The sequence below is a fragment of the Gilliamella sp. HK2 genome (genome assembly GCF_001690265.1).
Classification (GTDB): domain Bacteria; phylum Pseudomonadota; class Gammaproteobacteria; order Enterobacterales; family Orbaceae; genus Gilliamella; species Gilliamella apicola_C.
The window spans coordinates 1-13,837 of record NZ_LZGV01000016.1; the positions used below are offsets into that span (position 1 = coordinate 1).

General features: G+C 36.0%; 11 protein-coding genes. 3 read left to right on the forward strand and 8 right to left on the reverse strand.

What is annotated here, in order from left to right; translation table 11 throughout:
* The 8 genes from A9G45_RS00955 to tssB form a co-directional block, all read right to left on the reverse strand.
* On the reverse strand, positions 1–274 hold a 274-nt coding region (locus A9G45_RS00955; protein WP_218056983.1), incomplete at its 3' end, for a hypothetical protein.
* A gap of 142 nt (positions 275–416) precedes the next feature.
* A complete protein-coding gene (gene tssH, locus A9G45_RS00960; RefSeq protein WP_065566601.1) occupies positions 417–3,239 on the reverse strand; it encodes a type VI secretion system ATPase TssH in 2,823 nt (940 codons plus the stop codon).
* 77 nt (positions 3,240–3,316) lie between these two features.
* Positions 3,317–3,805 carry an Hcp family type VI secretion system effector gene (locus tag A9G45_RS00965; RefSeq protein ID WP_065566602.1) on the reverse strand — a complete coding sequence of 163 codons (489 nt, stop codon included), beginning with the start codon at positions 3,803–3,805 and terminating at the stop codon, positions 3,317–3,319.
* A gap of 35 nt (positions 3,806–3,840) precedes the next feature.
* A complete protein-coding gene (locus tag A9G45_RS00970; RefSeq protein WP_065566603.1) occupies positions 3,841–5,601 on the reverse strand; it encodes an OmpA family protein in 1,761 nt (586 codons plus the stop codon).
* Between the two features lie 10 nt (positions 5,602–5,611).
* Entirely contained in the window at positions 5,612–6,277 is a 666-nt protein-coding gene (tssL, locus tag A9G45_RS00975) for a type VI secretion system protein TssL, short form (RefSeq protein ID WP_065566604.1), read from the reverse strand.
* 10 nt (positions 6,278–6,287) lie between these two features.
* A complete protein-coding gene (gene tssK / locus A9G45_RS00980) occupies positions 6,288–7,640 on the reverse strand; it encodes a type VI secretion system baseplate subunit TssK (protein ID WP_065566605.1) in 1,353 nt (450 codons plus the stop codon).
* Positions 7,641–7,667: 27 nt separating this feature from the next.
* Complete coding sequence (gene tssC, locus A9G45_RS00985; protein ID WP_065566606.1) at positions 7,668–9,200, reverse strand: type VI secretion system contractile sheath large subunit; 1,533 nt, start codon at positions 9,198–9,200, stop codon at positions 7,668–7,670.
* Between the two features lie 76 nt (positions 9,201–9,276).
* A complete protein-coding gene (gene tssB / locus A9G45_RS00990; RefSeq protein WP_065566607.1) occupies positions 9,277–9,777 on the reverse strand; it encodes a type VI secretion system contractile sheath small subunit in 501 nt (166 codons plus the stop codon).
* Positions 9,778–10,585: 808 nt separating this feature from the next.
* Between tssB and ubiU the strand changes: the two genes are divergently transcribed.
* The 3 genes from ubiU (at position 10,586) to csdA (ending at position 13,769) form a co-directional block, all read left to right on the forward strand.
* Positions 10,586–11,581: a ubiquinone anaerobic biosynthesis protein UbiU gene (ubiU, locus tag A9G45_RS00995; protein WP_065568341.1), complete on the forward strand. Its 996-nt coding sequence runs from the start codon at positions 10,586–10,588 to the stop codon at positions 11,579–11,581.
* Positions 11,582–11,710: 129 nt separating this feature from the next.
* Entirely contained in the window at positions 11,711–12,589 is an 879-nt protein-coding gene (locus tag A9G45_RS01000; protein ID WP_065568342.1) for a U32 family peptidase, read from the forward strand.
* Positions 12,558–13,769: a cysteine desulfurase CsdA gene (csdA, locus tag A9G45_RS01005; RefSeq protein ID WP_065568372.1), complete on the forward strand. Its 1,212-nt coding sequence runs from the start codon at positions 12,558–12,560 to the stop codon at positions 13,767–13,769. The genes A9G45_RS01000 and csdA overlap by 32 nt, the downstream gene beginning before the upstream one ends.
* The last annotated feature ends 68 nt before the right edge of the window (positions 13,770–13,837 follow it).

Consider the following 13,837-nt stretch of genomic DNA (forward strand, 5'->3'; position numbering starts at 1 on the left):
AGGTACGTTTATTCGTCACGGCGGGCAAGTCACTGAGTGAACGAATAGCGGAAGTTAATGGCTTGTTAATAACAGGATTAAAGAAGAAAGTCGATTTTTGGTTAAGGAACGCATCGGGCGATAAGGTTTTGTCAGGGCTGGTAAAGGTAACCACATAACGCCAAGGTTGATTTAACTGCTCATCACCGTCAACATGCAAAACTGAAATCGGTGCGGTCAGCCCATCAACGGTTAAGGTATAGCGGTTGTGACTAACACCCCCTAAACCGACCATTAAATGGCTAAACTCGCCACCAAGTTGCCCCTAAAGGCGATTAAGTTCATTCGACATGGTAGTGTTCTCCTTTATATTCAATCCTATCATTCTTTATAAATTAGTTTTCATTATTTGTTTTATCTTTTACCTCTTCCTTTTTCTACTCCTTATTTGTCTTGCTTTTGGGGCTTTTTTTACTAGTTTTTTCTGCTATTTTTCCCTTTTCAACTGGCTTAGATGTCACTGTTGTTTTTTTAGGTTTTGCAGTTCTTACTTTGCTTCCTTTTGTTATCCATTGAAGTACAATGCCTTCTTTTTCATCAAAATCGAGTTGTAACATGCGGGATGGATTGTTATCACTATTAGCGCTTTGCAATAAGAGGTTAGATACCACTGGTAATATTTGTTGATTTAAGATACTGTCAATATTACGTGCGCCAGTATCTGGCAATAAACATGCAGAAACCAAGGTATCATAGAGTTTTTCTCCAACATTAAAGTCAACTTTGTAATGTTTTTGCAATCGAGATGCAACTTTATTGAGTTTTATTTCAACAATTTTACGCAATGCAGCATTAGCCAATGGGGTATAAATAACTGTTTGGAATCGCGCAAGTAACGCAGGTTGGAAGTGCTCCCGTATAATTGGGCGTAATAATTCTTGTTGTGTCGCAATATCGGCATCTGGCATTTGGTCAAAAAGAGCCATTAATTCATCACTACCTAAGTTAGAGGTCATTAATATTAAAGTATTACGAAAATCAATTTCACGACCTTCACCATCTCGCATAAAGCCTCGATCAAACACTTGATAAAATAGGTTTAGTACATCCCTATGTGCTTTTTCGACCTCATCTAATAATACAACGCTATATGGGCGTTTACGAACTGCTTCAGTTAAGATTCCTCCTTGACCATAACCTACATACCCTGGCGGTGAGCCTTTTAATTGTGATACAGTATGTGATTCTTGATACTCAGACATATTAATAGTAATCAGCGATTGCTCACCACCAAACAGAGTATCAGCAAGTGCTAATGCTGTTTCGGTTTTACCAACGCCAGAAGGTCCAACTAGTAAAAATACACCCATCGGGGCATCTTCTGATGTCAGCCCTGTTTTTGCTGCACGAATTCTTTTGGCAATTTCAAATAGAGCATTATCTTGCCCGACAACACGTTGATGTAGATCTTCTTCTAGCATAAGTAAATGGCTTTGCTCATCTTTTAATAAGCTTTCTAATGGAACACCAGTCCAATCTGCAATCACAGAAGAAACCATTCGACTATCAACATCGAGCGATAATAAAGGTGCATTTTTTTGTAGTTCACTTAATTTTTGCTGTGTTTCAATAAGCTGTTTTTGAATTTTTTCGTCTTGTTGTGGCGTTAGCTTTTCTCGTAAACCAATTAATGTTTCAACCAGATTTTTTTCTTTTTTAAATTGTGCTTGTTGAGTAGTTAATTTTTTTTGTAATTTGCTGAGTTGTAAATCGATTTCAGCTATGCGCTCTGTGGATAATACGTTTTCTCCAAGTGCTAAATCTGCCTCTATGGCCTGCTTTTCTATTGTCAATGATGCAATTTTGGATTCAAGCAAAGTGATTGATTCAGGAATAGTATCAAGTCCCATGCGTACGCGAGCTGATGCAGTATCCAGTAGATCCACTGCTTTATCAGGTAGTTGTCGGCCGCTGATGTAACGCCGAGACAATGAAACGGCTGTTTTGACAGCTTCGTCCAATATATGTACGCCATGGTGTTTTGCATACCGTGATTTTAAGCCTCGTAACATAAGGCAAGCTTTTTCATCATCAGGCTCATCAACTTTAACGATTTGAAAACGACGCTCTAACGCTGCATCTTTTTCAAAATATTGTTTGTATTCAGACCATGTTGTAGCTGCAATCGTTCGTAACTCACCTCTCGCTAAAGCGGGTTTTAATAAATTTGCAGCGTCTGCCCCACCAACTGAATTACCAGCACCAATAATGGTGTGAGCCTCATCAATAAACAGTAATATTGGAGTAGGCGATTGTTGAACTGCATCTATTACATTTTTTAGCCTTTGTTCAAACTCTCCTTTTACGCCTGCACCAGCTTGGAGTAAGCCAAGATCAAGCGTCAATATGTTGACTTTTTCAAGATTTTTTGGAACATTGCCCTCTACAATACGTAATGCAAGTCCTTCAACTAATGCTGTTTTACCTACGCCAGGTTCACCAACTAAGATAGGGTTATTTTTGCGACGGCGGGATAAAATATCTATCATCTGTCTTATTTCATTGTCACGTCCAAAGACTGGATCAATTTTCCCTGTTTTTGCTTTTTCGGTAATATCTTCGGTAAATCGGCTAAGTGCAACTTGATGATGTTTTTGTTGTGTAGTTTGATGTAGATTATTATCGTTCGTTTGAGAAACATCCTGAGTGTTGACGGTTGATTTTTTTGTGTTGTCGATATTATCATCTAAGTACTTATTATCTGAATAATAGCTACTTTTATTTGCTGGATTTTCATCGGACGTTTCATCTAATTTAGCACGCATTTTTTGCAATGAAACAACAGATAAACTGATTAATTGCCATGCTTCTTGTGCTTTTAAACAGTGAGACATTTCTTGCAGTGCTTGTAAAATATGAACTGAACGGATGACTTCTTCCTGATCCTCAAGCGAGGCCTTTAGCCATGATGACTGTAATATTGCAATCAACGATGGCGATAAACTTGGTTTTGTATTAATGGTATGGGGTAATATGTCTAGATAATTCAATAACCCTTGCCAGATTTTGTCCATATCTAATTGATAATGCCTTACAATAAATGAAATATCACCTGATCCTTGTTCTAGTAATTTTAATAACCAATGTTCAAGTGTAATTTCTGGATGTGCTCTTGTTTGACATAATTCTGCTGCCGCTTCAAGTGCTCTTGCACAATACGGATTGAGTCGCCTTAGTAAAACAGAAGGATCGGCAATCATTACTATTCCTTTCGTTATGTTGTTATTTATAAAAAATTGTTGATTCTGTCATTACAACAGAATCAACAAAAACCACATTAGCCTCTACTTTCTACCCAGCTATCTGAGTGAATAATGTTGCCGTCTTTATAAGTCCATGTGATTTTTTCGTAACGTAATTCAATACGTTCTAAATGGTTGTATTGCTCTTTTGTTGGATCTTTAATGTTGTGCATTTCAGGTTTAATAGAAACAACTTTTACGTTATCCATTAATGTATTGAAATACTCAACTTCTTGCCCAGCATCATTAATTTTGTACCATTTAATTTCAATAGACTTTAAGTTTTGGCCTGTAGTTACGGCTTTGTAAAGATAAGGCGACGAAGCATCAACTTCTTTAACAAATTCAAGTGCTTTATGAACACGAGTCCCTGTTAATTTACCTGTATTTCCATCTGTTGGAATGTAGACTTTGTGATCAAACTCAACCACTTCCACACTACCTTCACGCCCTACGACAGTTACAGAACCTTTAATTTCTGCACCGCCGTCATCTTTTAAAAACATATACGCTGGAACTGCCATTGTTTTCTCTCCTTTTTAGTTTTTGTTAAACATTCTTAGTGTTCATTTGCCAAAATACAATTTGACATTTGAGGAACTAAGACAATTTCTACTCGCCGGTTTTTTGCACGACCATCTAAAGTGTCGTTACTTACTAGCGGTTTTTTTGCTCCATACCCTTGTATAGCAAAACAGGTCTCAGGGATATCACTGGTTTTTATAATCCAGTTTCGTACTGCTGTTGCGCGCTCAAATGATAATTGAATATTTTTATTTTCATCGCCCGTCGAGTCAGTATGCCCTGTAATTAAAACAAGCCACCCAGTGTCTGGGTTAGCATTTATCTGTTTTTTCATTTCCACTAATGCATTAATTAGTGTTTTGGTTGAATCTGATTTTAAACTTGACTGCCCACTTTCAAATAACGCTAAACTATCTAAACGAATCACTGGAGGTGGTTCTTTCATGATAATTTCTTTTTCTTTGATAATAATTTTTTCTGGTTCAGGTGGTTTTGCAACATAATCACTCATAGAGATATTTAATAGCTCAAGTAATTGTTGTCCGTGATATAGCCCCATTCCTAGACGAACTGGTTCGCCTTGAGCTAAATATCGATTTAATACCGCTCTGTCTTTTTTAAGTTGATCAAGTGCTTGCCGCTTTTCTTCATAGCTATCCATCGAAATTAAATGATAATGTCGTATATCATTTTGTATTTGATCGGAAAGTTTAATGTTGTTCCAAAACGATGCGCCTAAACATCCAATAATAAATATAGAAGTAATCGTAATTAAACCGCATACCATCGAACCAATAGGAGAAAATGGGGAAGATATTGGCATAAATTTAATTAAGGAATCAGGCGGGGTGACGTTATCCTCAATTTTATGGTTATTGGGTAATGGTAAAGTAGTAATGCTTTCCCATTGTTTTTGCATAATATTATTATTTATAACAGATTGATTTACTGGATAAATAGCTATTGCTGTTGGTTTGCATTTTGCAATAGGCTGTTTTGTGTCAGCTAATGTGGTTAATACCACATTTTCAATCCAAGATTGTATTTCGTTTAGGAATGGTCTTAATCGCAATCTCCTTTCCCGTTCACTTGAAGGCGTTTTAATATCATTGACCCAATTATTTAGTGGCGATAAATAGCGATCAAGTAGGAACAATTTATGATCGACTAATTGGTACCAGTAAACAGGTAATGGATTTTGTTCATCATAAATTAAACTGTTTAGTCCAACATGTGTCGATAAGTAAACAGGTAGTTGATATTTTGCAATTCGACATGTGTCTACCCAAGCTTGGCGAAACGCTTGTAATTTAGCAATCAAGAAACCTTGTTTATCCTCAAGTTCAGGAGTTAATGCAAGAAATACACCAACGCGTCCTATCATATCAGGCCATTTTGCTATTAGTGAGTCATAGACAATAGGTAAATGAGAATATTCATCAATATAGATCCAAACTGCTTCAGATGAGACAACAATATTTGATTCCGCTATAGATAAATCTTTTGGAAAGAAGTCTTTTGCTGCACTACCTACCACCAATAAAATAGGTAAGCGATAACGTTGTCTTGCGGGTAATAAATCAAGCTTTTGGGCTAAAAATTCAATATTTGTTGTTGATAATGCAAGCATTCGCCGATAGCGTCGCATTCGCCATAGTAATCCACCTGAGGCGGCTAAGACTAAAAGAGCACCAATGATCTTCCAACCAATTGTTATTGGTAAAAAAACAAATAGCAGCAACAAGCTTAATATGGCTGCATAAATAATTTGAATTCTTTTAGGGTAATCGCTCATAAATTCCCCTTTAACCTACAATTTTTTTAATCAACATATCAAGTCGATAATCTAATGCAAAATAAAGAACAATAGCCAAAAGAACAGATAATGCGGTACAGGATAACAACATAGTTTTGCGCCCTAAATAACGATAAGTCTTGGTTTGTTCAATGATCGGATGAGATTGTTCTGGCTCGTATTCTCGTACTGCTTCACGTAGCGCTAGAACTAAATGCTCTCTCTCCATTTGAGGTTTATCTAGATAACATCCTTGAAAGCCAAGTCCAATGACTCTGTCAAAGCAACTTAGTACCAATGAATCTTTTTTATCTGACTTTAAACGTGTACGTATCTTTTCAAATAAATCATAACCTGCATTGTGTGTATTAAAAAAGACAACCTGTAATGGCGCACCTAACCATTCATCATAGTCTTGGTTTTTAGGGTTATCTCGATGGCAAAGTAATACTGTTTCATCTAATATGGCGCATAAAGCATAACTTACGTCATCAATTACATCTTGGCTATATTGCGCGTTATATAATGTTTCTCGAACAGTTGTTACTTGCTGCTTACAAAGCTCATATAATTTATGCCCTGATGGAATATCAGCTTTCGCTTTTAATTGGACAACAACCAATATAGAATCTCGTAATAATTCATCAATGGCTATTGTTTGTGGTTCTATACTCATACTATTGCCCCTATGATCGCAACACCGCGAAAAGTTCTAATGAAATATCAGGCAGCGCTCTTGGCACATAAAACTCACAACATCTTGTGAGCAACATGTTTTTTGCTGCGCTATGAGATAGATCCAGTGCAAAATATTGATTTTCTAAACGCATAGGTATAGCTGCCGGAACATGACTAAGTGCTTTTATTGGAATACCTGATAATGCTGAATGTATGATTTGCCTTACGTCATCAGGTGCACCTGCTTTACATAATATTGGGAACTGCGACTGTAATTGATGTCCAGGCATACTTGATCGTACAGATAAATAAAAATCAGCATCTTCAACAAGACGAGAGTCGTTTAAGCGACCAGTCCATAACGTGTCTTTGTCGTGAACTAAATCTATTTTGATCACGCGAGATGGTAAGCTTTCTTCTAATAAATTACGTACTAATCCAAATAGTGGCGGAAAAACTTCATTAAGGTTAGTATGCTGATAAGTAGGGATGGCATCAACATCATTTGTCAACGAAAATGTTAATAGTGCACCAGTTAGCCCTGTTAATGTCAGATAAAGATATTCTGGGTGAATAGTTGGATTATCACGTAAAAATTTTAGTTGAGGCTCAAAAGTATTTAGCGCATTTAAAAGCCAAAATAATGATACATCAGCTATTGCAAATTCAGCCATCTGATCATTGCGCTCATGACGCATGCCCATTAAACGCTGACGTTTAGCCTGTATTTGTATACATAAAAGCTCTAACTCTTTTATTAATGTTCCACTTTGAGTGAATAAATTAATAAGTGGCGGGAGATATTCAAAATCAAGAACAAAACGACCATTTAGATCACGCTTAAGATGTGCAATTGGACATGTCAAATAGTCACTATGATCTTCAAAATCAAATAAAAAGGTTAACGCATAACGTTCCACCGCTATTGTTTCAGTATTCTGGCCGAATAGATCTGCTACTTCAACCCATTCTTGCCTATAACGAAGTGGTCTTTCAAGATGTTGATTATCTTGTAAACAGTTACCGCCATTTGCTTGTAGCAATGGTATACCGACAAATACGGTAACCTCTTCACGCTCAGGTGGAATATCCGTATTTAGTATTCTGGCTTCTGGTAACTTATCGGCAGTATCAGTGTCAATGAATACACCATCACGAAAACGAATACTGATTGACTCCGCCTGTAAGCGATCTATCGTCAGCGCTTGTATATCAATAGCTAATTTTTCAATTCCCCATGGGTTAGCTACTGTCATAGCAGCTAACTTTTGAGAGGAAAACTGTTGCCATAATGTTTGTTGTTGGAATTGTTGAGGCGTCAAAAAGACGCCTTCGTTCCATAAAGGACGAAAAATTTTCATGAATACTACCATCCAGATTTTTTGATATTAAGCCTTAGCTTTTGGCATTTGTGATACCATTGATAAATTAATATCCATACCTTCAACCTGGAAGTGAGGAATCAAAAATGTCTTAACACGGAAAAATCCTGGGTTATCTTCAATATCTTCAACAATAACTTTTGCTTCTCGTAGTGGGTGCGATGCTTGAACTTCATCACTCGGATCGGTCATTTCGGTAACAAGATTGCTAACCCATTTATTTAGCTCAAGTTCAAGTACTCGACGATCTTTTGTAGTCCCAATATTTTCTCGTTGAATTACTTTTAAATAATGAGCAATGCGTGATAATAAGAAAATATATGGTAAGCGCGCGTTTATACGGCTGTTTGCAGTTGCTTCTTTTGTATCATATAGTGCTGGTTTTTGTGCTGAATTTGCAGAGAAAAAGCAAGCATAATCTCTATTTTTATAAAAAGAAAGTGGTATAAAACCTAAATTAGCAAATTCAAATTCACGTGTTTCTGGAATAAGAACTTCGGTTGGGATCTTAACTTGATTACCCGTGCCTAAGTCATAAAGATGAATAGGTAAATCTTCAACTAGCCCACCTGCTTGTGGACCTCGAATTTGTACACACCAACCATTACGAATAAAACTCTGTACCATGTTAGCTGCAAAAGCATATGAGGCATTAGCCCATAAATAACGGTTATGCTCAATTCCTTTAACATCTTCGATATAGTTAAAACTACGAACAGGTACCGTATCTGGACCATAAGGTAAACGAGCTAACACTCTTGGCAAGGTTAATCCAACATAACGTGAGTCATCAGTTTCGCGGAAACTATTCCATTTCGTATATTCAGCTCGATCAAAATAATTTGCAATATCTTTAATTGCTGCGACTTCTTCCATGGTTTCTTTACCAAAGAATTTCGGGCCAACAGAGCTAATAAATGGCATATGCGCTGCGGCTGCAACTTTTGAGATATTACGCAATAAAGCAATATCTTGTGGGTTACGGTCAAATTCATAATTTGAGATAGTCACGCCAATAGGCTCTCCACCTGGAGTGTCATATTCTTGAATATAAGTGTGGCGATAAAAACCAGTTTGAATAATTTCTGGCGCATCTTCAAAATCTTGGCGAAGCTCTTCTTTTGAAGCATCTAATAATTCAATTTTTACATTACGTCGGAAATCCGTACGATCTACTAAAAATTTTAGACCACGCCATGTTGCCTCAATTTCTTGGAAAGTTTCATTATGCATAATTGCATCTAATTGTCGGCTTAGCTTTTGGTCGATTTGGCTAATGTGATAGTCTAATAAATGTTTATCTAATTTTTCAACTTTTTGTGATGAGCCCTGAATCAATTTAAGTAAAATATCAACAGCCATCGTAACACGTTCATCTTGTGAAGCCTCAAATAATGCATCATTGTCTTCATATTTATCGATTTCGCCTGCTTTTTGAATCGGATTTAAATTGATCTTACTAAATAAAGATTGGTAAACACTCCCATTATCTTCTAAAACTGTTTGGCTTGCACTTTTTTGTTCTTTCTGTTCTTTCATTGCTTTTTCCTTAATTGTCTATCAACAACCATATAATTTATTTCGAAATTAACTGAATTTAGTTTGTTAAAAATACTTATTTTGTGTTTTCAGATACAATTGCCTCTAATTCAGCACGAAGCTCATCAGATAACTGTTCATCTTTTACTATTTTCTCTAATTCATAACGAAATGTAGCGTTGTCTAGTAAGTTAGATTTCAAGTCCCTTAATAAATTACGCATAGCAAGTAAAGAACGGAGTTGAGGAATATTTCTTGCAACTTGTTCAGGTTTAAAGTCATTCATCGATTCAAAAACGAGATCTACACTAATATCGCTACCATCATCAGCAAGGGTATTTGGCACACTGATTTTAGCTGTAGGCCTAAATTCTTTCAGTACAGCATCAAAATTATTTTTATTGATGGATACTTTTTCTTTTTCCGAAAGAGGGCGTTTATCTTTACCGCGGCCATAATCCCCAATAGACAAAATCTTTAATGGTAATTCTATTTTCTTTTGGGCTCCACCAGTATGAAGATCTAGTTGAATATTAACGCGAGCAGGTGGTACTTCGTTTTGATAGCTATTTGACATATATTATTCCTTATGAAACAGATAATTTAATTGCTTATTTGATAATATAAAGAGATTATCTTTAGAGGTAGTAAATTATACTAATATCCCACAAATTACAATAAAATTCCACATGTTACAAATATTTTGTAAATGACGTCTGTCAAATATTTTGATTATCAAAATAGCATAACATATTAATAAAAAATAAATTATTTTTATTTGGTAGGTATATTTTGGGAAGTTTTTTAGCGCAAAAATAAATCAAATAAAAAATATTTTTTAATCTTTTTTTGTTATTTTTTATTCTGCGTTCTCATCAAAAATACAATTTGGGCTATGGCTATGTAGCCTTCTTTAAATCTAAAATAATAAAATTAAAAATTAATCGTGTCACCATGATAGAAATGAGAATTCAAACATGAAAAAATGATATAACTTCAAATTGTATTTAATTTACAAAAAGAAAAGTTTGTGCTGTTATTAAGTAACTTTTCGCAAAATTACAATTAAAAACTGAATGGTTGATAACCTCATCTTAAAATTTTGGTATTAAGGTGGTTTCACAAAAAAAACATAATAATCATAGCAGTATGTAAAATATAAACTAAAGAATTATAAACATCGTTATCTTATGTATTGAAAACAACTGTTTAACTTTAAATAGGATAAAAAACATACTCCCGTAAAGCAAGAACCTCTACCAAGATACTCAATTAACGGGTTTTTGCTATTTTTTAGTTGGGAAACCGCTTTCTATTCGCTTTACACTCAGAATTATTGCATAATACCTAGCGTATAAAATACTGAATTTAAGTTAGGATTGATTATGGAACTTCTTTGTCCAGCTGGATCGTTGCCCGCTCTTAAAGTAGCAATCGATAATGGTGCTGATGCCGTTTATATTGGTTTGAAAGATGATACCAATGCCCGCCATTTTGCTGGTTTAAATTTTAATGAAAAGCGGTTGTTAGAAGCTTCAGATTATGTACATAAACGTGGCAAAAAGCTACATATTGCGATTAATACTTTTGCCCATCCAGATAATTTTCAACGTTGGCAACACGCTGTTGATACTGCAGCAAATATTGGGGCTGATGCTTTAATTATTGCTGATTTAGCTATATTGGATTATGCCGCTGAAAAATACCCTGATATTGAACGTCATGTTTCGGTGCAAGCCTCATCGACCAATGAAGAATCGATCAAGTTCTACTATAATAATTTTGGGGTTCATCGTATCGTTTTACCTCGAGTGCTTTCTATGCATCAAGTTAAACAGTTATCTCAAGTTTCACCTGTAGCGCTTGAAGTGTTTGCCTTTGGTAGTTTGTGTATTATGGCCGAAGGTCGATGTTACTTATCATCTTATTTGACGGGTGAATCGCCTAATACCGTTGGCGCTTGTTCGCCAGCTAAATTTGTGCGTTGGGAAGAGACTGATAAAGGGCTTGAATCACGGCTTAATAATGTGCTAATTGATTGTCATAAAAAAGGAGAAAATGCAGGTTACCCAACACTATGCAAAGGGCGTTATTTTGTTGGTGATATGCTTTATCATCCTATTGAGGAACCAACTAGCTTAAACACTATTGAGCTATTACCCGAATTGTTCGCAGCGAATATTGCTTCAGTCAAAATAGAAGGTCGTCAACGTAGCCAAGCCTATGTTGAGCAAGTCACTAAAGTATGGCGCCAAGCTATCGATCGTTACTTAGCTAATCCTCAATCATTCCAAGCAGATAAAAGCTGGTTGGATACGCTAGGTTTTGTTTCGGAAGGCAAACAAACAACTTTAGGTGCTTATCACCGTAAATGGCAATAAACCCATGATCAGTCGATAATCAAAAAGGATAGACTTTCTGTCTATTCTCGATTTTGCTTATACAATAAGCCAATAATGCAGGCTTTAATCATTTGAATAAGATTTAACATAAATATAGTGAGCAAAACTATGAAATACGCATTAGGACCAGTGCTTTATTATTGGCCTAAAATCAAAACCGAGACTTTTTATCACGCAGCCAAAGATAGCAAAGCCGATATTATTTATATGGGCGAAACGGTTTGCAACAAACGCCGAGAAATGAAAGTGCCAAACTGGCTGGAACTAGCAAAAGAAATTGCTAAATCGGGAAAACAAGTGGTACTTTCAACGTTAGCTTTACTTGAAGCACCATCAGAATTAAAAGACTTACGGCAATTAGTGAACAATGGCGATTTTTTAATTGAGGCAAACGATTTAGCCGCCATAAATATTGCTCAAGAACATAAATTACCGTTTGTTACAGGCCCTGCTATTAACTGTTATAACGCTTTAACGTTAAAATTATTACAAAAACAAGGTATGGTACGTTGGTGTATGCCTGTTGAGCTTTCACGCGATTGGTTAAGCAATGTTCTTAAGCAGTTTGAGGCATTAAATATCGAACGAAATTTTGAAGTCGAAGTATTTAGCTATGGTTATTTGCCTTTAGCGTATTCGGCTCGTTGTTTTACAGCACGATCAGAAGATAAACCTAAAGATAAATGTGAAACGTGTTGTATTAAATATCCTGTTGGTCGTGAGGTGTTTTCGCAAGAACAGCAAAAAGTATTTGTGCTAAATGGCATTCAAACCCAAAGCGGTTATTGTTATAATTTAGGCAATAATCTTAATGAAATGAAAGGATTAGTTGATATTGTTAGGATTTCGCCTTTAGGTATTGAAACGCTCGATATTGTTAAACAGTTTAAAGCTAACGAAGACGGATTAAATCCGTTGCAAATTGAATACAAGCGAGATTGTAATGGTTATTGGAATGGGATTGCAGGACTTGAACTTGCCCAATAAATATTTTACGCCTGAGCAATTTAGAGCTGATTTTCCCGCGTTAAATAGGCATTGTGTGTATCTTGACTCGGCGGCAACCGCACTCAAACCGCATGCAATGATTGATGCAACACTTGCCTACTATTCAGAAAATACCGCAACAGCTCAGCGTAGTTTGCATAATGCTGCCTTGCAAGTCACAGCAACGATTGATAACGCAAGGCAAAATGTTGCCAATTTAATTCACGCTCAAAGTAGTGATGAAATTATTTGGACTCGTGGTACGACTGAATCATTTAATTTAATTGCGCAAAGTTACGCTCGTCCATTACTACAATCTGGCGATGAAATTATTGTGAGCGAGTTGGAGCATCATAGCAATTTATTGCCTTGGTTGATTGTTGCGGGGCAAACAGGCGCTAAAGTCATTCAATGGTCGTCAGATGTTAATGAGTTATCTTTATTAATGTCTGCTAAAACAAGAATTGTTGCCATAACGCAAATGTCGAATGTAACGGGTTTTTGCCCTAACTTAGAAGCAATTAGCGATATTGTTCACCAACATAATGCAATTTTAGTCGTGGATGGAGCTCAAGGAATCGTTCATCATAATGTCGATGTAACAGCACTTAATATCGATTTTTATGCTTTTTCGGCGCATAAGCTATATGGTCCAACAGGCCTTGGGATCTTGTATGGTAAAAGAGCATTATTTGAACAAATGTCGGTTTGGCATGGTGGCGGTAAAATGTTAAAACGCACGTCGTTTGATGGTTTTATTCAAGAAGATCTGCCTTATAGATTTGAAGCTGGCACGCCGAATATTGCGGGTATTGTTGGCTTTAATGCAATACTTCAATGGTTAGAACGTTGGGATAGCAATCAAGCAGAGCACTACACTAAGCAACTCGCTGATTATGCGAAATCACAACTCAACAAGCTTACTGATATTCAATTTTATAGCGAGGATCATAGCCCAATAATCACGTTTAATATCAATCATATTCATCATAATGATATTGCTATTTTATTAAGTGAACAAAATATTGCGATTCGTACAGGTGAGCTTTGCGCTCAACCGTTGATGAATAAGTTAGGTTGCCATGGCGCTATTCGTTTGTCGTTGATGCCATATAATAATCAGCAAGATGTGGATAAATTTATTTCAGAGTTGCAAAATGCAATTGAAATATTAGTGTGATTTTATACTGAAACGTATAGTTTCCTGAAACTTTTTTACAAGCAGTTAACCGTAAATAGGTCAATATT

Bases quoted from the DNA above. Each gene is read 5' to 3' on its own strand.
- tssK (WP_065566605.1), bottom strand. From the start codon at position 7,640: ATGAAAATTTTTCGTCCTTTATGGAACGAAGGCGTCTTTTTGACGCCT.
- tssC (WP_065566606.1), bottom strand. From the start codon at position 9,200: ATGAAAGAACAGAAAGAACAAAAAAGTGCAAGCCAAACAGTTTTAGAA.
- tssB (WP_065566607.1), bottom strand. From the start codon at position 9,777: ATGTCAAATAGCTATCAAAACGAAGTACCACCTGCTCGCGTTAATATT.
- tssH (WP_065566601.1), bottom strand. From the start codon at position 3,239: ATGATTGCCGATCCTTCTGTTTTACTAAGGCGACTCAATCCGTATTGT.
- A9G45_RS00965 (WP_065566602.1), bottom strand. From the start codon at position 3,805: ATGGCAGTTCCAGCGTATATGTTTTTAAAAGATGACGGCGGTGCAGAA.
- A9G45_RS01000 (WP_065568342.1), top strand. From the start codon at position 11,711: ATGAAATACGCATTAGGACCAGTGCTTTATTATTGGCCTAAAATCAAA.
- ubiU (WP_065568341.1), top strand. From the start codon at position 10,586: ATGGAACTTCTTTGTCCAGCTGGATCGTTGCCCGCTCTTAAAGTAGCA.
- csdA (WP_065568372.1), top strand. From the start codon at position 12,558: ATGGGATTGCAGGACTTGAACTTGCCCAATAAATATTTTACGCCTGAG.
- A9G45_RS00970 (WP_065566603.1), bottom strand. From the start codon at position 5,601: ATGAGCGATTACCCTAAAAGAATTCAAATTATTTATGCAGCCATATTA.
- tssL (WP_065566604.1), bottom strand. From the start codon at position 6,277: ATGAGTATAGAACCACAAACAATAGCCATTGATGAATTATTACGAGAT.